The following is a 21,161-nucleotide window of genomic DNA, read 5'->3' on the forward strand; positions in this document are numbered from 1 at the left end:
TCAATCACCACGGTAGAGAAGGGCGCGCTCAGTGATGCGCGCGGCGAGCCGGTCGGGTCCGGCAGCCAGGATGCTGCGGCTCTCCGACGCTATCACCGCTTGCCCCATGTCACCGAAGCGCTCACCGAGGTGATGCGGTTCCGCTCCCTGATGACCGAAGCCCGGGGCGAGGATCGGAGCGACCGGCGAGAACGCCGTCAGCCCCGCCTGGGCCCAGTCCACCGTGCCGCCGATGACGAAGCCGAGGCTGCCCCACCGGCCCTCGGGCGTCGTGGCCGCGTTGCGTGCCGACACCTCGCGCACGATGCCGGCGGAGACCGTCGCGCCGTCCTCCAGCCTGGCACGCTGAGCCGTGAACGCATCCGGATTGCTCGTCGCGGCGAGAACGAACACGCCCTTGCCGCTCGCCTCGGCGAGGGCGAAGGTGCCGTCGAGGGTTCCCGTGCCCAGGAACGGATTGGCTGTCATCGCGTCCGCCTCCAGCGGCGATCCCGGTGTCAGCCACGCCTCGGCGTAGGCGTCCATCGTGGATCCGATGTCACCGCGCTTGGCGTCGGCGATCACGATGAGGCCGGCCGCGCGCGCCGCCGCGAGAACGTCCTCGAGCGCAGCGATGCCCGCTGAACCGTAGCGCTCGAAGAACGACACCTGAGGCTTGACCACGCCCACACGGCCCGCGCAGGCGTCCACCACGCGCAGCCCGAACTCCCGCGCCGCGCGCCCCGAGGCATCCAGCCCCCACTCCTCCAGCAGCGGGACATGCGGATCGATGCCGACGCACAGCTGCCCGTGCGTCGTGAGCGCGGCGCGGATCCGCTCGCCGAATGACGTCATCCTCGGTCCTGCCGCTCCAGCGCGTACTCCTGCAGGCTCTTCACATCGAATCCCTCCCGCAGCACGGGCAGGGCGCTGACTGCAGCGCCGAGCACCGCCATCGTGGTGAACAGCGCCTTGTCGCCCGCGACGGCCGCCGCCCGGATCTCATACCCGTCGGCGCGTGCGGCCCCACCGGACGGGGTGTTCACCACGATGTCGATCTCACCGGCGTTGATGAGGTCGACGATGTTGGTGCCGCCCGAGTCCTGCGTCTCGGAGTACTTGCTCACGACGTTCACGTCGATGCCGTTGCGGGCGAGGATCTCGGCGGTGCCCTCGGTGGCGACGAGGTCGAAGCCGAGCTCCTGCAGGCGATGGGCGGGAAGGATCACCGCGCGCTTGTCGCTGTCGGCGACCGAGATGAAGACGGTGCCGGACTGCGGCATCCCGCCGTACGCGGCCTCCTGCGACTTGGCGAACGCCGTCGGGAAGTCCCGGTCGATGCCCATGACCTCCCCGGTGGAGCGCATCTCGGGGCCCAGCACCGAATCCACGGTCTGCCCCTCGGCCGTGCGGAACCGCTTGAAGGGCAGCACCGCCTCCTTGACCGCCACCGGCGCGTCCAGCGGCACCCGGGAGCCGTCACGCTCGGGCAGCAGCCCCTCGGCCTTCAGCTCGGCGACGGTGGCACCTGCCATGATGCGCGATGCCGCCTTCGCGAGCGGGATGCCCAGCGCCTTGGAGACGAAGGGGACGGTGCGGCTCGCGCGCGGGTTCGCCTCGATGACGTAGAGCACGCCGGCCGAGATCGCGAACTGCACGTTGAGGAGCCCGCGCACCCCCACTCCCTCGGCGATGGCGAGCGTGGCCTCGCGCACGCGGTCGATGTCGGTGCGGCCGAGGCTCACCGGCGGGAGCGTGCACGACGAGTCGCCGGAATGGATGCCGGCCTCCTCGAGGTGCTCCATGACGCCGCCGATGTAGAGCTCCTCGCCGTCGAACAGCGCGTCGACGTCGAGCTCGATGGCGTCGTCGAGGAAGCGATCGACCAGCAGCGGCAGCCCGGGCCCGATGATCGCCTCCCCCGCCACTCGCACGAAGTAGTCGCGCAATGCCTCCGTCGAGTACACGATCTCCATGCCGCGGCCGCCGAGCACGAAACTGGGGCGCACGAGCACCGGATAGCCGATCTCCTCGGCCACCGCCACGGCGCCGTCGACGTCGATCGCCGTGCCGTTGCGCGGGGCGACCAGTCCGGCATCGTCCAGCAGGCGCGAGAACAGCTCGCGCTCCTCGGCGAGGTCGATCGCCGCCGGCTTCGTGCCGAGGATCGTGTACCCGGCCTCCTCGATGCCCTTGGCCAGGCCCAGCGGCGTCTGCCCGCCGAGCTGGCAGATGACGCCGAGGATCCGGCCGGACTGCGCCTCCGCGTGCAGGACCTCCAGAACGTCCTCGAGTGTGAGCGGCTCGAAGTACAGGCGGTCCGAGGTGTCGTAGTCGGTCGACACCGTCTCGGGGTTGCAGTTGACCATGATGGTCTCGTAGCCCGCGTCGGCCAGGGCGAAGGACGCGTGCACGCACGAGTAGTCGAACTCGACCCCCTGGCCGATGCGGTTGGGCCCCGACCCGATGATGACGACCTTGGTGCGATCGGAGGCCGAGACCTCGGTCTCGAAGTCGTAGCTGGAGTAGTGGTACGGGGTCAGTGCCGGGAACTCCCCCGCGCAGGTGTCGACGGTCTTGTAGACCGGGCGGATGCCGAGACCGTGGCGGATCCCCCGCACCTGGCTCTCGCTGTCGCCGCGCAGCTGCGCGATCTGGGCGTCGCTGAAGCCATGCTCCTTCGCGACGCGCAGGGTCGCGGCATCCAGCTCCGCCGCCCGGCGCACGAACTCCGCCACGTCGTTGATCAGCACGATCTGATCGAGGAACCACGGGTCGATCTTCGTGGCCTCGAACGCCTGCTGGACCGTCGCGCCCTTGCGCAGCGCCTGCTGCAGCACCACGATGCGGCCGTCGGTCGGTGTCTTGGCGATCTCGAGGAGCTCCTCCACCGAGCGGTCCTCGTCGCCCCAGTGGAAGCTGGAACCGCGCTTCTCGAGGGAGCGCAGCGCCTTCTGCAGCGCGGTGGCGTAGTTGCGGCCGATGGCCATCGCCTCGCCCACCGACTTCATGGTGGTGGTGAGGGTCGTGTCGGCGGCCGGGAACTTCTCGAAGTTGAAACGCGGCACCTTCACGACGATGTAGTCCAGCGTCGGCTCGAAGCTGGCCGGCGTGACCTTCGTGATGTCGTTGGGGATCTCGTCGAGGCGGTAGCCGATCGCCAGCTTCGCCGCGATCTTCGCGATCGGGAAGCCGGTCGCCTTCGAGGCGAGGGCGGACGAGCGCGACACCCGCGGGTTCATCTCGATCACGATGATGCGGCCGCTGGCCGGGTCGACGGCGAACTGGATGTTGCAGCCGCCGGTGTCGACCCCCACGGCGCGGATGATGTCGATGCCGATGTCGCGCAGCCGCTGGTACTCGCGGTCGGTGAGCGTGAGCGCCGGCGCGACGGTGATCGAGTCCCCCGTGTGCACGCCGACGGGGTCCACGTTCTCGATGGAGCACACGACCACCGTGTTGTCGGCGGTGTCGCGCATGAGCTCGAGCTCGTACTCCTTCCACCCGAGGATCGACTCCTCGAGCAGCACCTCGCTCGTCGGCGAGTCGTGCAGGCCCGCCCCGCCGATGCGCCGCAGATCCTCCTCGTTGTACGCGAAACCCGAGCCCAGGCCTCCCATCGTGAAGGACGGGCGCACGACCAGGGGGTAGCCGAGCTTCTCGGCGCCGGCGAGCAGATCCTCCATGGAGTGGCAGATCACGGATGCCGCGACGTCGGCGCCCGCTTCGATCACGAGCTCCTTGAAGATCTGACGGTCCTCACCCTTGCGTATGGCATCCACCTTCGCGCCGATGAGCTCCACCCCGTACTTCTCGAGGATGCCGCGATCGTGCAGCGCCATCGCCGCGTTGAGGGCCGTCTGACCGCCGAGGGTCGGGAGGATCGCGTCGGGCTTCTCCTTCGCGAGGATCGTCTCGATCACCTCGGGGGTGATCGGCTCGATGTACGTCGCGTCGGCGAAGTCCGGGTCGGTCATGATCGTCGCCGGGTTGGGGTTGACCAGGATCACCCGGATCCCCTCATCGCGCAGCACCCGGCAGGCCTGCGTGCCGGAGTAGTCGAACTCGGCGGCCTGGCCGATGACGATCGGGCCGGAGCCGATGACGAGGACGGAGGCGATGTCGTCGCGCTTGGGCATTACTCGGAGTCCTTCTTGGTCTCGTCGGTCGTTGAGCGAGCTTGCGAGTCGAAACGCGTCGGGTCGCCGGGTTCCGACTCGCTGCGCTCGCTCAACCTGCTTCGCTGGTGCTGGCGCACCAGCTCCGCGAACCGGTCGAAGAGGTAGTTGGCATCGTGCGGGCCGGCGGCGGCCTCGGGATGGTACTGCACCGAGAACGCGGGGATGTCCAGCGCGCGCAGCCCCTCGACCACCTGATCGTTGAGCCCCACGTGGCTCACCTCGATGCGGCCGTACCCGTTGGGGCTGTCGAAGGCGCCCTCGAGCGGGGCATCGACGGCGAAGCCGTGGTTGTGGGCGGTGATCTCGACGCGACCGGTCGACTTGTCGAGCACCGGCTGGTTGATGCCGCGGTGGCCGAACGGCAGCTTGTAGGTTCCCAGGCCGAGCGCGCGACCCAGCAGCTGATTGCCGAAGCAGATCCCGAAGAAGGGCAGGCCCTCATCGAGAACGCCACGCAGCAGGTCGACGTGGTCGCCGGAGGCCGCCGGGTCGCCGGGGCCGTTCGAATAGAACACCGCCACCGGGTCGATCGCCCGGATCTGCTCGATCGTCACGTCCTGCGGCAGCACGTGCACGTCGAAGCCGCGGGCGGCGAGATTGTCGATCGTCGCCTGCTTGACGCCCAGGTCGAGGACGGCCAGGTTGCCGATGCGCTCCGTCGTGGCGGGCGTCACCTGGGCGGCCGGAACCGAGACCTCGGCGGAGAGGTTGAGCCCTGCCATCTCGGGCGCCTCCCGCACCAGCCGGAGCTGCTCCTCGGGGTCGAGCCCCGCGGCAGGACCCGAGAAGATGCCGCCGCGCATGCTGCCGGCCGAACGGATGTGGCGGGTCACCGCGCGCGTGTCGATGCCGCTGATGCCCACCACGCCGTCGTGCACGAGCGCGTCGTCCAGCGACTGGTCGGCACGCCAGTTGGACACCACGCGGGAGGGGTCGCGGACGATGTAGCCCGACACCCAGATCCGGCGGGACTCGGGGTCCTCCCCGTTCATGCCGGTGTTGCCGATGTGGGGCGCCGTCTGCAGCACGATCTGGCCGGCGTACGACGGATCGGTGAGCGTCTCCTGGTAGCCGGTCATCCCGGTGGCGAAGACGACCTCACCGAGGGTGGTGCCGATCGCGCCGTAGGCGCGGCCGGTGTGGCGGGTTCCGTCCTCGAGGACGAGCACGGCCGGATCGGTCTGGAAGAGGGAGGTCATGGGCGGGTTCCCGTCTGTCTCGGGGGAAGGATGGCGGCCACGGCGTCGGCGAGGGCGCGGGCCGAGGCATCCTGGGGTCGGAGGTAGGAGTCGACGACGGTGCCGTCGTCGAGGCGCCAGGCCACGCGCACGAGGCCGTCGCGTTCGACGACGCGGTCGATGGCCACGTTGGCCTGGCCGACGCCGTCGATGCGGTCCGCGGCGACGAAGACCCGGGGCCGTCCGGTGAGGTCGAGCGCCACGCCGGCGTCGGTGACGGTGACGTCGGCTCGCGAGCGGAACGCCAGCCCATCGATGGCCAGGCGCTCGAGCGGCTCGTCGTGGCGCGTGGTGGCGACGTAGAGCGCCGGGAAGGCCGAAAGGGTCCGTGCGCCCTGCGGCACCTCGCCGACGGGCGCGGTGAAGCGCGCATCACGCCGCGTGCGTCGCCACCACGCCCACGCGAGCAGCGCAAGCAGGCCGACGGCGACCGCCACGATGACGGTGAGCGCACCCTCGCGGCTCATGCCCGAACCCCCGGCCGGTCCAGCACGGTGCCGTCGGCGACGGTCACGGTGCCCCGGTGGAGCGTCCATCGGACGTCGCCCGGCAGCTCGCGTCCGAGGTAGGGCGAGTTCACGCTGCGGCCACGGAGGTCGTCGGCGGTGAAGGTGCGACGGGGAGTCGGGTCGTAGAACGCGAGGGATGCCGGCTGACCCTCCGTCAACGGTGTGCCATGCCCGTGCAGCCGGCCGATGCGGGCGGGCTCGCGCGACATGATCCGCGCGACGTCGCCCCACGTGATGAGCCCCGTGTCGACCATCGCCTGCTGCACGACGCGCAGCGCGCTCTCCAGGCCCACCATGCCGTTCGCGGCGGCGTGCCACTCGCACGCCTTGGCCTCGGCGGGGTGCGGGGCGTGGTCGGTGGCGACGATGTCGATCGTGCCGTCGGCGAGCCCCTCCCTCACGGCGAGGACATCCTCTTCGCGACGCAGCGGAGGGTTCACCTTGAAGCGGGCGTCGTAGTCGCGCACGAGCTCGTCGGTGAGGAGCAGGTGGTGAGGCGTGACCTCCGCGGTCACGTTCACACCACGCTTCTTGGCCCACCGGATGATCTCCACGGATCCTGCGGTGGAGAGATGGCACACGTGCAGGCGTGAACCGACGTGCTCGGCCAGCAGGACGTCGCGCGCGATGATCGACTCCTCGGCGACGGCGGGCCACCCGGCCAGGCCCAGCTCGGCCGACACCGCGCCCTCGTTCATCTGGGCGCCCTCGGTCAGCCGCGGGTCCTGTGCGTGCTGCGCGATCACCCCGTCGAAGGCCTTCACGTACTCCAGCGCCCGGCGCATGATGAGCGGGTCCCACACGCAGAAGCCGTCGTCGCTGAAGACCCGCACCCTCGCCCGCGAGTCGGCCATCGCACCCAGCTCGGCAAGGCGCTCGCCCCGCTGGCCGACGGTGACCGCGCCGATGGGCTGGACCGTCACGAAGCCTGCGGCCTCGCCGAGGGCCAGTTCCTGCTCCACCACGCCGGCGGTGTCGGCGACGGGAGAGGTGTTCGGCATCGCGAACACGGCCGCGTACCCGCCGGCGGCGGCGGCGCGCGATCCGGTGAGGATGGTCTCGGATGCCTCGTACCCGGGCTCGCGCAGGTGCGTGTGCAGATCGACCAGACCCGGCAGCAGCACGAGCCCTTCGGCGTCCACGACGGTGGCGCCGGCGCGGCTGAGCCCCTGGCCGATCTCGCTGATGACGCCGTCCGCGACGATGACGTCGGCGCCCGCGGTTCCCTCGACGAGCGCTCCGCGGAAGAGAAGGGTCTCGCTCATCGGGTGTTCTCCTTCGCTGTGCCTTCCGCGGCGGCATCCGTCGCAGGGGTGGTCTCGGCCGTGCTGCGCTCCGCGCCCGCCAGCAGCAGGTAGAGCGCGGCCATGCGCACCGAGACGCCGTTCGCGACCTGCTCGAGCACCGTCGAGCGGGGCGAGTCCGCGGCTTCTGCGGAGATCTCCAGGCCCCGGTTCATGGGTCCGGGGTGCATGACAATGCTATCGGCACCCAGCGCCTGCAGACGGCGGGCGTCCAGGCCCCAGCGGCGCGAATACTCCCGTTCAGTGGGGAAATACGCGGCGTTCATGCGCTCCAGCTGGATGCGCAGCATCATCAGCGCGTCGGGGCCCGCGGCGATCGCCTCGTCGAGGTCGTAGCAGACGTCGACGGGCCAGCCGGATACGTCCTGCGGCACCAGGGTGGGCGGGGCGACGAGCGTCACCCGCGCTCCGAGGGTGTGCAGGAGCCAGACGTTCGAGCGCGCGACTCGCGAGTGCAGGATGTCGCCCACGATCGTGACGGCGACGCCGTCGAGATCACGACCGCGGCTGTCGGCGCCGAACCGGCGCTTGCGGATGGTGAAGGCATCCAGCAGCGCCTGGGTGGGGTGTTCGTGGGTGCCGTCTCCGGCATTGACGACGCCCGCGGTGATCCACCCGCTGGTGGCGAGGGTCCGCGGTGCGCCGGAGGCGCCGTGACGGATCACCACCGCGTCGGCCCCCATGGCCTGCAGCGTCTGGGCGGTGTCCTGGAGGGACTCCCCCTTCGAGACGCTCGAGCCCTTCGCGGAGAAGTTGATGACGTCGGCCGACAGGCGCTTGGCGGCGGCCTCGAACGAGATCCGGGTCCGCGTGGAATCCTCGAAGAAGAGGTTCACGACGGTCTTGCCGCGCAGCGTCGGGAGCTTCTTGACCTCGCGGCGCTGGGTGTCGGCCATGTCCTCGGCGACATCGAGGATGGCCAGCGCGTCCTCGCGGCCCAGCGTCCTGGTGTCCAGCAGGTGCCTCATGACTCGATCGTCACCTCCTCGACGCCGTCCGTCTCGGCCAGGCGCACGTTCACGCGCTCCTCGCGGGCGCTGGGGAGGTTCTTGCCGACGAAGTCGGGCCGGATCGGAAGCTCCCGGTGGCCGCGGTCGACGAGCGTCGCGAGGCGGACGGCGGCGGGACGGCCGATGTCCTGCAGCGCATCGAGGGCGGCGCGGATGCTGCGGCCGGAGAACAGCACGTCGTCCACCAGCACGACCACCTTGCCGTCGATGCCGCCCGGCGGGATCTCGGTCGGCTGCGGCGCGCGGGTCGGGTTGCGGTGCAGGTCGTCGCGGTACATCGTGACATCCAGCGCGCCGACCGGCACCGGGGTGCCGCCGAACTGAGCGACGAGAGCGCCGACGCGGTGAGCGAGCGTCACACCGCGGGTCGGGATGCCCAGAAGGATCAGGCCGTCGGGCCCCTTGTTGGACTCGAGGATCTCGTGGGAGATCCGAGTCAGTGCCCGTGCGATGTCGGCCTCGTGCAGCACGGTGCGCGTGCTCATCCGCCGCTCCCTTCTCCGCCTCACGGGACGGTGTTAAAGGTTGCTGATCGCCTTCCACTCTACGGCACGGCCAGGGCCGGTCCCCAATCGGGGACCGGCCCGTACGGACGCGCCCGCTCAGCTGCGCGGTGACGGTCCGCGCAGCACTCGCGAGGCGATCACGAGCGCCGCGGCGATGAGCACGACGTTCTTGAAGATGTACTGACCGGTCAGCGTGGGGCCGGCAGGGCCGAACACCTCGCCGGGCAGCAGCACGATCGGCGACAGGATGCCGACGAACGCGGCGGCGAGCACGACGAGTCCGAAGCGTGCGAAGGCGCCGCCCGCGATGAGCAGCAGGCCGGCCGTCACCTCGATGACGGCGGTCGCGACGAGGGCGGCCTGTCCGCTCACGAGACCGAACGTGAGCTTCTCCCATGTGCTGCTCACGAGGGCTTCGACAGGGCTGACACCGGGAAACAGCTTCAGCGCGCCGAACACGGCGAACACGGCGCCCAGTGCGATGCGCAGCGCCGGGATGCTCCACCGCTGCAGCGACGCCTTGAGCGCGGCTTCGGCGCGAGCCTGCGCGGCGATGATCCTGCTGCGCGGCTGACGGCGGCGGGCGGACGCGGGGACGACGCCGGCGGCGCCGCGGACGGAAACGGTGGTCATGGCGTGACTCCTTCGGGTTCTGATCGCCCGCATGGCGGGCACGGTGATCAGGACCCGATCGGGCCGCGCCGTGATACGCCGCCGCTCAGATTGACGCCGGTCATACACATGTCGGGCGGTCAACGCGCACGTCGTTGTGGGATGCCTACAATGCCACGGCGCTTCGTCAGGCGGCGGGCGTCGTCGCCGCGCGGAAGAGATCGTCCTCCACCTGCGACGCCCGGATCGGATGGCCTTGGCTGGTCAGGCACTTGCCGCTGGCCAGATCCCACTTCCAGTCGTGCAGGGAGCACGTCAGGACGCCGTCCTCGATCTTCCCGGTCTTGGTGAGGTCGGCCCGCAGGTGCGGGCAGCGGCGCTGCACGAGCCAGTCGCCCAGCTGGGCGTCTTCCGTCTGGTCCGTCTGCTCGGCGTACCAGTTCTCGACGTACTCGATGCGGTCGCGCGACAGGCACTTGAGGAACGTGGTCAGGAACTCGTTGAACTTGCCGCTGCGCCCCACCTCGAACTGCATCGACAGGAAGATCGAGTTCGACCAGTCGATCTCGTGCTCGGCGATGTTCGTGGACACGAGGTCCGCCGGGATGGTGTACCAGTAGATGCACTCCTCGCCGGCGTACTCGCGGACCTTCGCCTTGGGGAAGTCGACCACCATGTCGAGGTCTCCGATGCGGAACCGCACGTTGCCGCCGACCCCGTTGCGGATGGTGCGTCCACGCCGCAGCAGCGGCTCCCACCATTCCTTGATCGCGGCGAGCATCTCGTCGGGCGGGAGCACGGGCGCCCGCGACGCCTCCTCTGCCCGGATCTCGTCCTGCCGGCTGTCGCGCTGCTCGGCGAGGTAGGCCCACTTGTCGTCGAAGATGCGGTCGATCTCGGCCTCGGTGTAGAGCGTCTGCGTGACCGAGATCTCACCGCCGTTCAGCTCCACGACCGTCCCCGGCAGGAATTCGTAGGCCTTCTGCTGCGGGCGCAGCTCCCGCATGTGGGCGAGGAACTCCCGCTGGTCGGTGAAGATCGCGTCGCCGTCCAGGCCCTGTCCGTTGTACTTGAACAGCTCCTCGCGCAGGAACATCGGGGGGCCGGCCATCGGGAAGACGTGCTCGGCGTCGACCTTCTCGATGTAGTACATCGCCCGCTTGTTCTGGGCGTCGCGTTTCAGCTTGGCGAAATTGCGCTTGGCGTCCTGCGGGAGGTCGTAGACCATCGGCCACCAGATCGCGCCCGACACCTGCGTGAAGTACGCCTCGGGCTTGGAGAACGACATCAGCTTCTCCAGATCCAGGGGGTGCGAGTCGTTCTGGTTGAGGATGCTCGCCGTCCCGTCGTCGACGCTCAGCGACGAGTCGCCGATCGGGCCGTCGCTGGGCGCACGCAGCGGAGTGACCATGACCTTCAGGTCGCCGAACTCGAGCGGCACTCCTGCCTGGGTGTAGATGATGTTGTCATAACCGAGCCCACGGAGGTCCTGCTCGAGATCGTCGGTCGGGTACTCGGGCAGCAGGACCTTGATGTCCTTCGGGATGTAGCGGTGCATCAGAGCCGGGTCGAGGTGGTCGCGGTGCCGATGCGAGACGTACAGGAAGTCCGCCTTGCCGAAGCGCTCCCAGTCCAGCCCGCGGTTGTCGGGGAAGGGGAACCACGAACCGAAGAACGTCGGTCCGATCACGGGGTCGCAGAGGATGGTGCCCCCCGCCGTCTCGATGAACATTCCGGCGTGGCCGAGGCCCGTGATGCGCATGGGGAGTCCTCCTGGGTCGAACCAGACGATTCTAGGCGGGGATCGATCCGGTCGCCGTGCGACGTGCTCGACACCCACCCGATCCCCAGCCTCCGTCGCGGTGCCGCGGGCCGCGCCGGGATCACTCGTCGAACAGTCCTCGGATGTCCTCGGCGCTCAGTGCCTGCCCGAACAGGGCGTCGTCGTCCATCACGGCCTGGAAGAGCCTCGCCTTGCGCTGCTGCAGCGCCATCACCTTCTCCTCGATGGTTCCGGCGGCGATGAGTCGGTACACCATCACGCTGCGGTGCTGGCCGATGCGGTGCGCACGATCGACGGCCTGCGATTCGGCCGCCGGGTTCCACCAGGGGTCGAGCAGGAACACGTAGTCGGCCTCGGTGAGGGTGAGGCCGAAGCCGCCCGCTTTCAGACTGATCAGGAACACCGGCGCCGCTCCCCCGCGGAACGCCGTGACGGCCGCGTCGCGATCGCGGGTGGAGCCGTCCAGGTAGGCGTGCGGGATGCCGCGGTCGGCGAGGCCGGCCGCGACCAGACCCAGGAACGACGTGAACTGGCTGAAGACCAAGACGCGATGGCCTTCCGCCAGCGCTTCGTCCAGCTGCTCGAACAACGCGCCCAGCTTGCTCGGCGGGATGTGGGAATGGTCGGGGTCCACGAGTTCGGGGGCAAGGCTCAACAGGCGCAGGAGCGTCAGCGATCGGAACACGATGAAGCGGTTGCGGTCGAGGTCGTCCAGCAGCCCCAGCACCTTCTGCCGCTCTCGCTGCAGCACCGTGTCGTACAGCGCGCGGTGCGCGGCGCCCAGCTCGACACGCACCTCCTGCTCCTGCTTGGCCGGAAGCTCCGCCGCGACGAGGTCCTTGGTCCGGCGCAGGACGAGCGGACGGATGCGTCGGCGCAGCCGGTCCAGGCGCGCGGCGCGGTACGCCCCGCCCTCCTGATTCTCCGGGACCTTGCCCTTCTCGATCGGGCCGACGTACTCCTCGCGGAATCGTCGCGAGGACGGGAAGAGTCCCGGGGCCGCCAGAGACAGCAGTGCCCACAGTTCGGTGAGGCTGTTCTCCAGGGGTGTGCCCGTGACGGCGAAGACGACCTCGGCGGGCAGGTCCCGCGCGGCGCGGTACGCCTTGGTCTGGCTGTTCTTGACGAACTGCGCCTCGTCCAGAATGAGACCCGCCCACGCAACGGCCGAGAACTCGTCCGCTTCCAGGCGCAGCAGTGTGTACGACGTGACGACGATGTCGGCGTCGGCTGCGGCATCCGACACCCTCGCTCCGCGTCTGCTGCGCGTCGCGTCGACGACCGCGACGCGCAGATCGGGGGTGAATCGCGCGGCCTCGCTGCGCCACGTGGACAGCACCGACGTGGGCGCCACGACGAGGAACGGGCGGCTTTCGCCGGATTGGCGTGCGTGTGCGATGAGAGCGAGCAGCTGCAGCGTCTTGCCCAGTCCCATGTCGTCGGCCAGGATGCCGCCCAGCCGGTGATTCCACAGGAACGCGAGCCACTCGAACCCCGCGCGCTGGTACGGGCGCAGCTCGGCCCGCAGCGTCGACGGGACCGGTGCGGCCGGCACGCCGTCCGCGTCGCGCAGCGCCTGGACCGTGGAACGCCATGCCCGTGCGGGCTCGGCCTCGTCCGCGAGATCCTCGAAGTCCGCCCACAGAGCGGTCTGGTAGCGGCTGATGCGCGGCCCCGTCTCCCACTCCGCCAGGTCCCCCGCCTCGTCGATCAGGTCGCGAAGCCGCGTGAGTGCGGGATGCCCGAGCGAGAAGTACGCGCCGTCACTCAGCAGGATCTTCTTGCGTCCGCGCGACAGAGCGGTGAACAGCGTGCCGAACGGGACCCGCCGCCCGTCGATGGTGACGACGACACCGAGGTCGAACCAGTCCGGGTCGCCCGTCTCGACGGTCGAAATCTCGATGCGCGGGTCGCCGGCGAGTTCGCGATACCGGGGGCGCTCGCCCGAGATCTCGACCGCGATGTCGGGATCGAGTTCGAGAGCCGGCAGCAGCCGCGCGGCGAACTCGGCCGCGTCGATCCCCGAGAGCGTGCCCGACGATGCGAACGCGACGGGGGCGAGCTCCTGCCAGCGGGCGTCCAGGCGTGACCGGATCAGTCCTTCGGCCGCGGAGTCGCGCTCGTCGTCACCGGTGTCGAACGGGAGCAGATCGCCGGGGCCGTACCGCCACGACAGGGCGTAGACCAGCCGGTGGTTCGGCTCGAACCGCACGAGCATCACGAGCACCGGCGACGGTGCCGGCGCGATCGTCAGGCCGGGTGCCTCCAAGGGGACGCGACGTGCGATGCGCGGCAGGTGGTCGTGCAGGAACTCGTCGGCCTCCTCGGCCGGGATGGTGACCGTCTCCCGCGTCGCCAGCAGAGCGGGAAGCGGGTCGGGCAGCACTGCCGGCGCGAGCGTCAGGTGGATCCGATCGCGGGCCACCTGGAACCGGTAGACGCCGGTACGCGAAACGGGACGCACGGATCCGGCGTCCGCGTGCTCACCGTCGATGGTCACCACGGGTGCGATCTCGACGGCGCCGCCGGCCCGCCGCGCCCGCACCGCGGCGGTCGCGCTCGTCGCGAGCACCACGGTGGCACCGCGTTTGGTCGCCACGATCGGGATGCCGAGGCCCGCGCCGGCCGCCAGGTGCGGCCAGAGCAGTGTCGAGGCGATGTCGTCGAGGGTGAGCCACTCCGAGACATCGGAGAAGCTCCCGAACGAACGCACGTCGCGGCCGATGCTGTGGAGCTCGGCGAACCATCGCGCCTGTTCGGGGTCGTAGGCGGTCGTGGGACGCCGGAGGGCATCCCACGAGACGCCGCCCTTGATCCATGCGTCGGAGCGTGAGGAGCGCTCCAGGGGGCGCAGGCCGACGAGGATGTCTTCGCCGTGCTGGTGCAGGCTGCGCGGGGATGCCGACTCGATCCGTGCGGGCGCCCACGTGGAGGCGCCGCGTCGGACGCGCTGGCGCAGCTCCACCCCCAGGGCCAGCGGCATGCGGTCGCGCGGCGGCAGGGCTGCCGGCATCAGCACCTCGCGCCACGACCTGGTCGCGGCGCCGGGTGCCGTCACCGCGATCCGGTTGCTCTCCAGCAGGGTGGCGACCGTGTGTTTGCAGTCGAACTGCACCGGGCAGGTGCAGGATGTGGCGGCGATGGGTCGCTCCGGGCGCTGCGGGTCCAGGCGGATCCTGCAGCGATACGTGCGTCCGCCGCTGCCGGTCACGGCGGACTCCACCACCGACGCGTGCGCGTCCCAGTGCAGCTGCACCACGGCACCGTCGTCGAAGTACGCCCGTCCTCGCTCGAACGACCCGCTGTCGGTGAGGGCGCGCAGGTGCGCGGGATCGACGAAGGGAGCGGTCACGGCATCCATCCTGGCCATCATCGCCGACAGGCCGGATGCTCCGACGCGGTCAGGAGGCGCGAGCGATGCGTGCCAGGACTCCGTGGACGAACGCACCCGAGTCGTCGGTCGAGAACTCCTTGGCGAGCTCGACGGCCTCATCGATGGCCACCGCGGCGGGCACCTCGTCGTTGTAGAGCAGTTCCCAGGTCGCGATCCGCAGCACCGCGCGGTCGACCGCGGGCATGCGCGCCAGCGACCAGTCCTTGGCGAACGTCGTGATCTGCTCGTCGATCGCGTCCTGGTTGTCGATCACGCCGTCGACGATCTCGCGGGCGTACAGCCAGGACGCCTGGCGGGCAGGCTCTCCGGCCGCGCGCTTCGCTTCGGCGGCGAGGATCGTCGCCGGCTGGTCGCCGCGGACGTCCGCCTGGAAGAGGATGTCGAGCGCGCGCTTGCGCGCCTTCGTGCGGGCACTCATCGATCGGCGCCGCTGGTCAGTTGACGCGACCGAGGTAGTCGCCCGTGCGGGTGTCGACCTTCACCTTCGTGCCCGTCTCGAGGAACAGCGGCACCTGGATCTCGTATCCGGTCTCGACCGTCGCGGGCTTGGTGCCCGCCGACGAGCGGTCGCCCTGCAGGCCCGGTTCGGTGTACGTGATCTCGAGGACCACCGAGGCCGGCAGGTCGATGTACAGCGGATTACCGTTGTTCAGCGCGATCGTGACCTGCTGGTTCTCGAGGAGGAAGTTCTTCGCGTCCCCGACGGTCGCCGCCGGCACCGTGATCTGGTCGTAGTCGGTCGTGTCCATGAACACGAAGCCGTCACCGTCGCTGTAGAGGTAGGTGAAGTCCCGGCGATCGACGTTCTCGATCTCGATCTTCGCGCCGGCGTTGTAGGTCTTGTCGACGACCTTGCCCGTCACGACGTTCTTGAGCTTGGTGCGGACGAACGCGCCGCCCTTTCCGGGCTTGACGTGCTGGAACTCCACGACGCTCCAGAGCTGACCGTCGATGTTGAGGACGACGCCGTTCTTGATGTCTGCGGTGGATGCCATGAGGGTGCGGGTCCGTTTCGTTGAAGGGGAAAGGCGGTCGTGGCCGCGCGCAGGGGGGCGGCGCGAGCGCCGACGTTCGATTCTACGGGATGCCTGGTCTCGGGCCGATTCCTCAGCCCTCGGCCTGTCCGCTGAGGACGTCGATGAGGCGGGCGACGGCGGTCGCGTACCCGGCGACGCCTTCGCCGGTCACGTGGACCACCGCGACATCGGCCACGTACGAGTGGTGCCGGAACTCCTCGCGAGCGCGCACGTCCGAGATGTGCACCTCGGCGACCGGCAGCGCGACCCCCGAGAGCGCATCGCGCAGCACCACGGAGGTGTGGGCCAGTCCGCCGGGGTTGATGACGATGCCGGCGCAGTCCTCGCGCGCCGCGTGGATGGCATCCAGCAGGACGCCCTCGTGGTTGCTCTGCACGGCGCGCACCTCGAAGCCGCGCCGGGCAGCGGCACCCGTCGCGACGGCCTCCACGTCGGCGAGGGTCTGGGTCCCGTAGATGTCGGGTTCCCGTGTGCCCAGGAGATTCAGGTTCGGGCCGTTGACGAGAAGGAGGCGACGGGGCGTGCTCACCCGCCCACCCTATCGCCGCCTCAAGCGGTCACCGGGGTGTCGTCCCGCGGCTGGTCGGACTCGTCCTCGGCGCGGTACTGGGCCAGCAGCTCCTTCTCGCGGGCGAACTTCGGGAAGGCGAAGAAGACGAGGATGCCGCCGACGAGCACCGCGATGACGCCCGCGAGGTACGCCCACGTCTGCCCCTGCTCGAACGACTCGCGGGCCGCGGTGATGATCGCGTCCGAGTACTGCGGGTACTGCTCGGCGAGGTCCGACGCGCTGGCGAACGACTTGGTCAGCTGGCTCTGCATCGATGCGGTCACCTGGTCGGCGCTCGGCGACTCGCCGATGAGCTGGTTCGCCGAGGCGGCGTACCCGGCGGTGAGCAGCGCGCCGAGGATCGACTGCATGACGGCGCCGCCGAGGTCGCGCTGCAGATCCGCGGTGCCGGATGCCATGCCCGCGCGCCTGACCGGGACGGCGCCGGTGAGCGAGTGCGAGGCGGGCGTCCCCGCCAGACCCACGCCCGCGCCGACGAAGGCGTAGCCGAGACCGACGGCCCAGTAGCCGGCGTTGCTCGTCCACAGCAGGAGCATCGTGAGGAATCCGAGCAGCACTGCCGCGTACCCCAGCAGCAGCGTGAAGCGGGCACCCCGCGCTTCGACGAGCTTCGCCGATCGTGGCGCGAGCAGCACCATGAAGACCGCTGCCGGCAGGATCGCGAATCCGGACTCGAGCGTCGAGTATCCGAGGACGTTCTGCAGGTACTGCTGACCGATGAACATCGCCCCCATGAGAGCGCCGAAGACGATGACGCCGGCGCACGCGGCGACCCAGAAGATCGGTCGCGCGGCGATCCGCAGATCGTAGAGCGGGTTCCTCGCGCGGCGCTGGCGGATCACGAACGCGACGAGCGCTGCCAGCCCGATCACGCTCAGCCCGAGGACGAGCGTTCCCGCGTTCGGGACGGCGGCGAAGTTGATGGCCAGGATCAGTGCCCCGACGAGGATCGCCGAAAGCACCCCGCCGAGGTTGTCGACCGGATCGGTCGACTCGTTCACGTGGCTCGGCACGACCTTGATGACCAGTGGGATCGCGACCAGGATGAGCGGGATCGTCAGGAGGAAGACCGAGCCCCAGTGGAAGTGCTCCAGCAGCACGCCGGACATCAGCGGGCCGAGCGCCGAGATTGCTCCGCCGATCGCCGACCAGAGGGCGATCGCGCGGGTGCGTCCGGCACCGGCCCACAACGCGGTGATGAGCGCCAGCGTCGTCGGGTAGGCCATGCCGGCAGCCAGACCGCCGACGATGCGGGCCGCGATGAGGATGTCGATCGTGGGCGCGAAGGCGGCCACGATGCCGGCGGGCAGGGACAGCAGCACGCCGATCAGCAGCATCATCTTGCGGCCGTAGCGGTCACCGACGGCGCCGAGCCACAGGACCGACGCGGCAAGTCCCAGCGAGTAGCCGACGGCGACCAGGTTCAGCTGCGTCTGGGAGGCGTCGAACGCCTTGCCGATGTCGGGGAGCGCGACGTTGGCGACCGAGAGCGGGAGGTTGGCGACGGCCGCGACGAGGATGAGGGTGGACAGGACCGCTCCGGCGCGAGCCGGTGCCTGTGTGGTACTGGTCGTCATGCGCAGGCTCCGTTCGACGGGTAGGTGGCCTGGTCAGTCTGGCAGTCCCCGCACCCGGCGTGCATCACCTCATTGCGGTGAAAGGCTGCGCGCCATCTCGAGCTCGGGACCGATCGTCGAGGTGAAGGTCACACCCGTCGGCACGAAACCGCAGCGGCGGTAGGCGGCCTGCGCGCGGGTGTTCTGCGTGTGGACGTCGAGGGTGAGGCGCGTCAGGCCGAGCGAAGCGGTCCAGCCTGCCGCCGCGTCCAGGAGCGCATCGATGACGCCCTGTCCTCGGTGGTCCGCCCGCACGAAGACTCCTACGACATCGGCACGTCGGTGGTAGACGGTGCGCCCCGTGTGGTCCGTCGTGCCTGCCGGCCGTACGAGGACCGTCGCCGTGCCCACCCAGTCCCCCTCAGCTTCGGCGATCAGCTGCGCCGTCGCGTCTCCGGAGGCGGCGTCGGCGGCGCGCTTGCGCCAGTGCGCCTCGTCGTGCGCCCGCTCCTGCTCGGGGGTGGTGAGGAACGCGATCGCCGCGTTCGGATCGGTGACGGCCGCGATGCGGAGATCGCGGACGCGTTCCCACTCGTCCGCTCGGACGCGGCGCACCTCGATCCCCTCGGTCACCCGGCGACTTCCTGATACGCCGCGAACAGCAGCGACTCGTCGGGTGCCTGCAGCACCGTGGGCTTGGCGATGTCGTCCAGCACGATGAAGCGGAGCATGCCGCCCCTGCTCTTCTTGTCGCGCTGCATCGTGGCCAGCAGCTGCGGCCACGCGCCCGGCCGATAACCCGTGGGCAGACCGAGCGACTCGAGGACATCGCGATGACGCTGGGCGGCAGCATCCGGAAGCCGCCCTGCCAGGCGCGAGAGCTCGGCGGCGAACACCATCCCGACCGAGATGGCGGCACCGTGGCGCCAGCGGTAGCGCTCGGCGTGTTCGATGGCGTGACCCAGCGTGTGGCCGTAGTTGAGGATCTCGCGCAGCCCCGCCTCGCGAAGGTCCTCCCCCACGACGCGGGCCTTCATGTCGATGGCGAGCTCGACGGCGCGGCGGAAGGCATCGCTGTGCGGGTCGACCGCGTTCTCGGGGTCTGCCTCGACGAGCTCGAGGATCTCGGGCGCCCAGATGAAACCGGCCTTGACCACCTCGGCGAATCCGGCGACCCGCTCGTTGCGCGACAGCGTCTCGAGCAGGTCGAGGTCGCAGATGACCGCGCGCGGCGCCCAGAACGCCCCGACCAGATTCTTGCCCTCCGCGGTGTTGACCCCGGTCTTGCCGCCGACGGCGGCGTCCACCATGCCGAGGACCGTGGTGGGCACCTGGACGACCTCCACGCCGCGCAGCCAGGTGGCGGCGACGAACCCTGCGAGATCCGTGACGGCGCCGCCCCCGAACCCGATGACCGCGTCGGTGCGCGTGAAATCGGCCTTGCCCATCACCTGCCAGCAGAACGCGGCGACTTCGATCCGCTTGCCGGCCTCGGCGTCGGGGATCTCGGCGAGCAGCACCTCGCGGTCGGCCGTCAACAGCGACCTGAGCCGCTCGGCCTGCTCGGCCAGCGTGGGCGGGTGGATCACCAGCACTTTGCGTGCCGCCGGGGGCAGGGCCTCGGCGAGCGAGGCGAGGATGCCTCGGCCCACGGTGATGTCGTAGCGCGCGTCTCCGGTGACGGTGATGGTGGTGGCATCGGTCATGCGTGGTCCTCCTGGCGTTGATGTTCGCCGGAACGCTCGCGGCGCACCCACGCCACGAGGGCGTCGACGACGTCCTGCAGCGGGCCGCTCGAGGTGTCGAACGTCACATCGGCGAGGTCCTCGTAGACGGGCCGCCGCTGCTCGTAGATGGCCGTCCATCGTGCGATCGCGTCGTCGCCGACCAGCAGCGGCCGATTCGAGTCGCGCACGCGTCCGGCCACGACGCGCGGCGTGACGGTGAGGAGCACGACCCGGTGCTCCGCGAGATCGGCTCGTGTGTCGGGGTCCATCACCGCGCCGCCGCCCAGCGACACGATGCCGCCGGCGGCCAAGCCCGCGGTGACGGCGGCGCGTTCCAGCGCGCGGAAGTGCTGTTCCCCATGCTCGGCGAAGATCCGCTCGATCGGCCCATGGTCGCGCACGACGGCGGCGTCGGTGTCGAAGAACGGCACGCCGAGGGCACGTGCCGCCTTCCGGCCGATGCTGGTCTTGCCGGCCCCCATCGGACCGATCAGCACGACGGCCTCAGAGTGCGAGGTCATGCGCGGCGAGGCCGGCGTCGCTCTCGGACGCGGTGCGGAGCGTGTCGGGGATCGCGGCGAGGTAGCCCTCGAGGTTGCGGCGGGTCTCTGCGATGCTGTCGCCGCCGAACTTCTCGAGCACCACATCGGCGAGAACGACGGCCACCATGGCCTCGGCGACCACGCCGGCCGCCGGCACCGCGCACACGTCTGAGCGCTGGTGGTGGGCCGACGCCGTGTCGCCGGTGGCGACGTCGACGGTACGCAGGGCTCGCGGAACGGTCGCGATGGGCTTCATTCCCGCGCGCACGCGCAGCACCGTGCCGGTCGACATCCCGCCCTCGGTGCCGCCGGCCCTGTCACTGGATCGGGTGATGCCCTCCTGCGCGGCGAACAGCTCGTCGTGCGCCGCGGAGCCGCGTCGACGGGTGGTCTCGAACCCGTCGCCGACCTCCACGCCCTTGATCGCCTGGATGCTCATGAGCGCTTGCGCGAGCTTCGCGTCCAGGCGCCGGTCCCAGTGCACGTGGGAGCCGAGGCCCGGAGGCAGACCGTACGCGAGGACCTCGACGATGCCGCCGAGGGTGTCGCCGTCCTTGCGGGCGTCGTCCACTTCCGCCACCATCGCCTGGCTGGTGGCGGGATCGAAGCAGCGCAGCGGGTCGGCGTCCAGTGCCTCCACGTCGTCCGGCGTCGGCAGCGCCGCGCCGTCGGGGACCCGCACCGGCCCGATGGAGAGCGTGTGGCTGACCAGGCGGATGCCGAGCTCGCCGAGGAAGGCGCGTGCGACGGCGCCGAGGGCGACGCGGGCAGCGGTCTCGCGGGCGCTGGCGCGCTCGAGGATCGGCCGGGCCTCGTCGAACCCGTACTTCTGCATGCCGACGAGGTCCGCGTGGCCGGGACGGGGACGGGTGAGGGCGGCGCCGCGGCCGCGCGACTTCTCGGTGAGCTCGACCGGCTCGGCGCTCATGACCTCGACCCACTTGGGCCATTCCGTGTTGCCGATCCGCAGCGCGATGGGGCTGCCGAGCGAGAGGCCGTGACGCACGCCCGCCGAGATCGTCAGCTCGTCCTCCTCGAACTTCATCCGCGAGCCGCGGCCGTAGCCCAGCTTGCGACGCGCCAGATCCGCCTGGATCGCGGCGCGGGAGACGGGCACGCCTGCGGGCAGGCCCTCCATGACGGCGACGAGTTCGGGGCCGTGGGATTCGCCGGCCGTGAGCACGCGGAGCATTGCTCCAGTCTCCCACGGCG

Annotated in this window: 18 protein-coding genes; all 18 read right to left on the reverse strand. The window is 70.3% G+C overall.

Going from position 1 to position 21,161, the window contains the following annotated elements:
- Positions 1-834 carry an orotidine-5'-phosphate decarboxylase gene (pyrF, locus tag C9992_RS01860; RefSeq protein WP_106813892.1) on the reverse strand — a complete coding sequence of 278 codons (834 nt, stop codon included), beginning with the start codon at positions 832-834 and terminating at the stop codon, positions 1-3.
- Positions 831-4,118 (reverse strand): carbamoyl-phosphate synthase large subunit, encoded by a 3,288-nt coding sequence (gene carB / locus C9992_RS01865; RefSeq protein WP_106813893.1) that lies wholly within the window; start codon positions 4,116-4,118, stop codon positions 831-833. The genes pyrF and carB overlap by 4 nt, the downstream gene beginning before the upstream one ends.
- Positions 4,118-5,359, reverse strand: coding sequence for a glutamine-hydrolyzing carbamoyl-phosphate synthase small subunit (carA, locus tag C9992_RS01870; RefSeq protein WP_235007917.1), 1,242 nt, complete (start codon positions 5,357-5,359; stop codon positions 4,118-4,120). Before carA ends, carB begins: the two co-directional genes overlap by 1 nt.
- Entirely contained in the window at positions 5,356-5,865 is a 510-nt protein-coding gene (locus C9992_RS01875; RefSeq protein ID WP_106813894.1) for a PH-like domain-containing protein, read from the reverse strand. Before C9992_RS01875 ends, carA begins: the two co-directional genes overlap by 4 nt.
- A complete protein-coding gene (locus tag C9992_RS01880) occupies positions 5,862-7,172 on the reverse strand; it encodes a dihydroorotase (protein ID WP_106813895.1) in 1,311 nt (436 codons plus the stop codon). The genes C9992_RS01875 and C9992_RS01880 overlap by 4 nt, the downstream gene beginning before the upstream one ends.
- The gene (locus tag C9992_RS01885; protein ID WP_106813896.1) at positions 7,169-8,179 is read right to left on the reverse strand and encodes an aspartate carbamoyltransferase catalytic subunit; all 1,011 of its coding nucleotides are present in this window, start codon (positions 8,177-8,179) and stop codon (positions 7,169-7,171) included. The genes C9992_RS01880 and C9992_RS01885 overlap by 4 nt, the downstream gene beginning before the upstream one ends.
- The gene (pyrR, locus tag C9992_RS01890) at positions 8,176-8,706 is read right to left on the reverse strand and encodes a bifunctional pyr operon transcriptional regulator/uracil phosphoribosyltransferase PyrR (protein ID WP_106813897.1); all 531 of its coding nucleotides are present in this window, start codon (positions 8,704-8,706) and stop codon (positions 8,176-8,178) included. The genes C9992_RS01885 and pyrR overlap by 4 nt, the downstream gene beginning before the upstream one ends.
- A 117-nt stretch (positions 8,707-8,823) precedes the next feature.
- Complete coding sequence (locus tag C9992_RS01895) at positions 8,824-9,360, reverse strand: DoxX family membrane protein (protein ID WP_106813898.1); 537 nt, start codon at positions 9,358-9,360, stop codon at positions 8,824-8,826.
- Positions 9,361-9,526: 166 nt separating this feature from the next.
- Positions 9,527-11,101 (reverse strand): Rieske 2Fe-2S domain-containing protein, encoded by a 1,575-nt coding sequence (locus tag C9992_RS01900; RefSeq protein ID WP_106813899.1) that lies wholly within the window; start codon positions 11,099-11,101, stop codon positions 9,527-9,529.
- Positions 11,102-11,222: 121 nt separating this feature from the next.
- The gene (locus tag C9992_RS01905; RefSeq protein WP_235007918.1) at positions 11,223-14,474 is read right to left on the reverse strand and encodes a DEAD/DEAH box helicase; all 3,252 of its coding nucleotides are present in this window, start codon (positions 14,472-14,474) and stop codon (positions 11,223-11,225) included.
- Positions 14,475-14,523: 49 nt separating this feature from the next.
- Positions 14,524-14,934 (reverse strand): transcription antitermination factor NusB, encoded by a 411-nt coding sequence (gene nusB, locus C9992_RS01910; RefSeq protein WP_106813901.1) that lies wholly within the window; start codon positions 14,932-14,934, stop codon positions 14,524-14,526.
- 16 nt (positions 14,935-14,950) lie between these two features.
- Positions 14,951-15,511 (reverse strand): elongation factor P, encoded by a 561-nt coding sequence (efp, locus tag C9992_RS01915; RefSeq protein ID WP_106813902.1) that lies wholly within the window; start codon positions 15,509-15,511, stop codon positions 14,951-14,953.
- 112 nt (positions 15,512-15,623) lie between these two features.
- On the reverse strand, positions 15,624-16,082 hold the full coding sequence (locus C9992_RS01920) for a type II 3-dehydroquinate dehydratase (RefSeq protein ID WP_106813903.1): 459 nt from the start codon (positions 16,080-16,082) through the stop codon (positions 15,624-15,626).
- A gap of 20 nt (positions 16,083-16,102) precedes the next feature.
- The gene (locus C9992_RS01925) at positions 16,103-17,701 is read right to left on the reverse strand and encodes an MFS transporter (protein ID WP_106813904.1); all 1,599 of its coding nucleotides are present in this window, start codon (positions 17,699-17,701) and stop codon (positions 16,103-16,105) included.
- 69 nt (positions 17,702-17,770) lie between these two features.
- A complete protein-coding gene (locus C9992_RS01930) occupies positions 17,771-18,313 on the reverse strand; it encodes a GNAT family N-acetyltransferase (RefSeq protein WP_106813905.1) in 543 nt (180 codons plus the stop codon).
- Positions 18,310-19,386, reverse strand: a complete 1,077-nt coding sequence (gene aroB, locus C9992_RS01935) for a 3-dehydroquinate synthase (RefSeq protein ID WP_106813906.1) — start codon at positions 19,384-19,386, stop codon at positions 18,310-18,312. Before aroB ends, C9992_RS01930 begins: the two co-directional genes overlap by 4 nt.
- Positions 19,383-19,928, reverse strand: a complete 546-nt coding sequence (locus tag C9992_RS01940; protein ID WP_106813907.1) for a shikimate kinase — start codon at positions 19,926-19,928, stop codon at positions 19,383-19,385. The genes aroB and C9992_RS01940 overlap by 4 nt, the downstream gene beginning before the upstream one ends.
- A complete protein-coding gene (gene aroC / locus C9992_RS01945) occupies positions 19,912-21,141 on the reverse strand; it encodes a chorismate synthase (protein ID WP_106813908.1) in 1,230 nt (409 codons plus the stop codon). Before aroC ends, C9992_RS01940 begins: the two co-directional genes overlap by 17 nt.
- Positions 21,142-21,161: the final 20 nt, after the last annotated feature.

Source organism: Microbacterium timonense (assembly GCF_900292075.1).
Classification (GTDB): Bacteria; Actinomycetota; Actinomycetes; order Actinomycetales; family Microbacteriaceae; genus Microbacterium; species Microbacterium timonense.

Coding starts and splice junctions, on each gene's coding strand:
- carA (WP_235007917.1), bottom strand. CDS start 5,359: ATGACCTCCCTCTTCCAGACCGATCCGGCCGTGCTCGTCCTCGAGGAC.
- C9992_RS01900 (WP_106813899.1), bottom strand. CDS start 11,101: ATGCGCATCACGGGCCTCGGCCACGCCGGAATGTTCATCGAGACGGCG.
- nusB (WP_106813901.1), bottom strand. CDS start 14,934: ATGAGTGCCCGCACGAAGGCGCGCAAGCGCGCGCTCGACATCCTCTTC.
- carB (WP_106813893.1), bottom strand. CDS start 4,118: ATGCCCAAGCGCGACGACATCGCCTCCGTCCTCGTCATCGGCTCCGGC.
- aroB (WP_106813906.1), bottom strand. CDS start 19,386: ATGACCGATGCCACCACCATCACCGTCACCGGAGACGCGCGCTACGAC.
- C9992_RS01925 (WP_106813904.1), bottom strand. CDS start 17,701: ATGACGACCAGTACCACACAGGCACCGGCTCGCGCCGGAGCGGTCCTG.
- pyrF (WP_106813892.1), bottom strand. CDS start 834: ATGACGTCATTCGGCGAGCGGATCCGCGCCGCGCTCACGACGCACGGG.
- C9992_RS01880 (WP_106813895.1), bottom strand. CDS start 7,172: ATGAGCGAGACCCTTCTCTTCCGCGGAGCGCTCGTCGAGGGAACCGCG.
- efp (WP_106813902.1), bottom strand. CDS start 15,511: ATGGCATCCACCGCAGACATCAAGAACGGCGTCGTCCTCAACATCGAC.
- pyrR (WP_106813897.1), bottom strand. CDS start 8,706: ATGAGCACGCGCACCGTGCTGCACGAGGCCGACATCGCACGGGCACTG.
- C9992_RS01895 (WP_106813898.1), bottom strand. CDS start 9,360: ATGACCACCGTTTCCGTCCGCGGCGCCGCCGGCGTCGTCCCCGCGTCC.
- C9992_RS01875 (WP_106813894.1), bottom strand. CDS start 5,865: ATGAGCCGCGAGGGTGCGCTCACCGTCATCGTGGCGGTCGCCGTCGGC.
- C9992_RS01940 (WP_106813907.1), bottom strand. CDS start 19,928: ATGACCTCGCACTCTGAGGCCGTCGTGCTGATCGGTCCGATGGGGGCC.
- aroC (WP_106813908.1), bottom strand. CDS start 21,141: ATGCTCCGCGTGCTCACGGCCGGCGAATCCCACGGCCCCGAACTCGTC.
- C9992_RS01885 (WP_106813896.1), bottom strand. CDS start 8,179: ATGAGGCACCTGCTGGACACCAGGACGCTGGGCCGCGAGGACGCGCTG.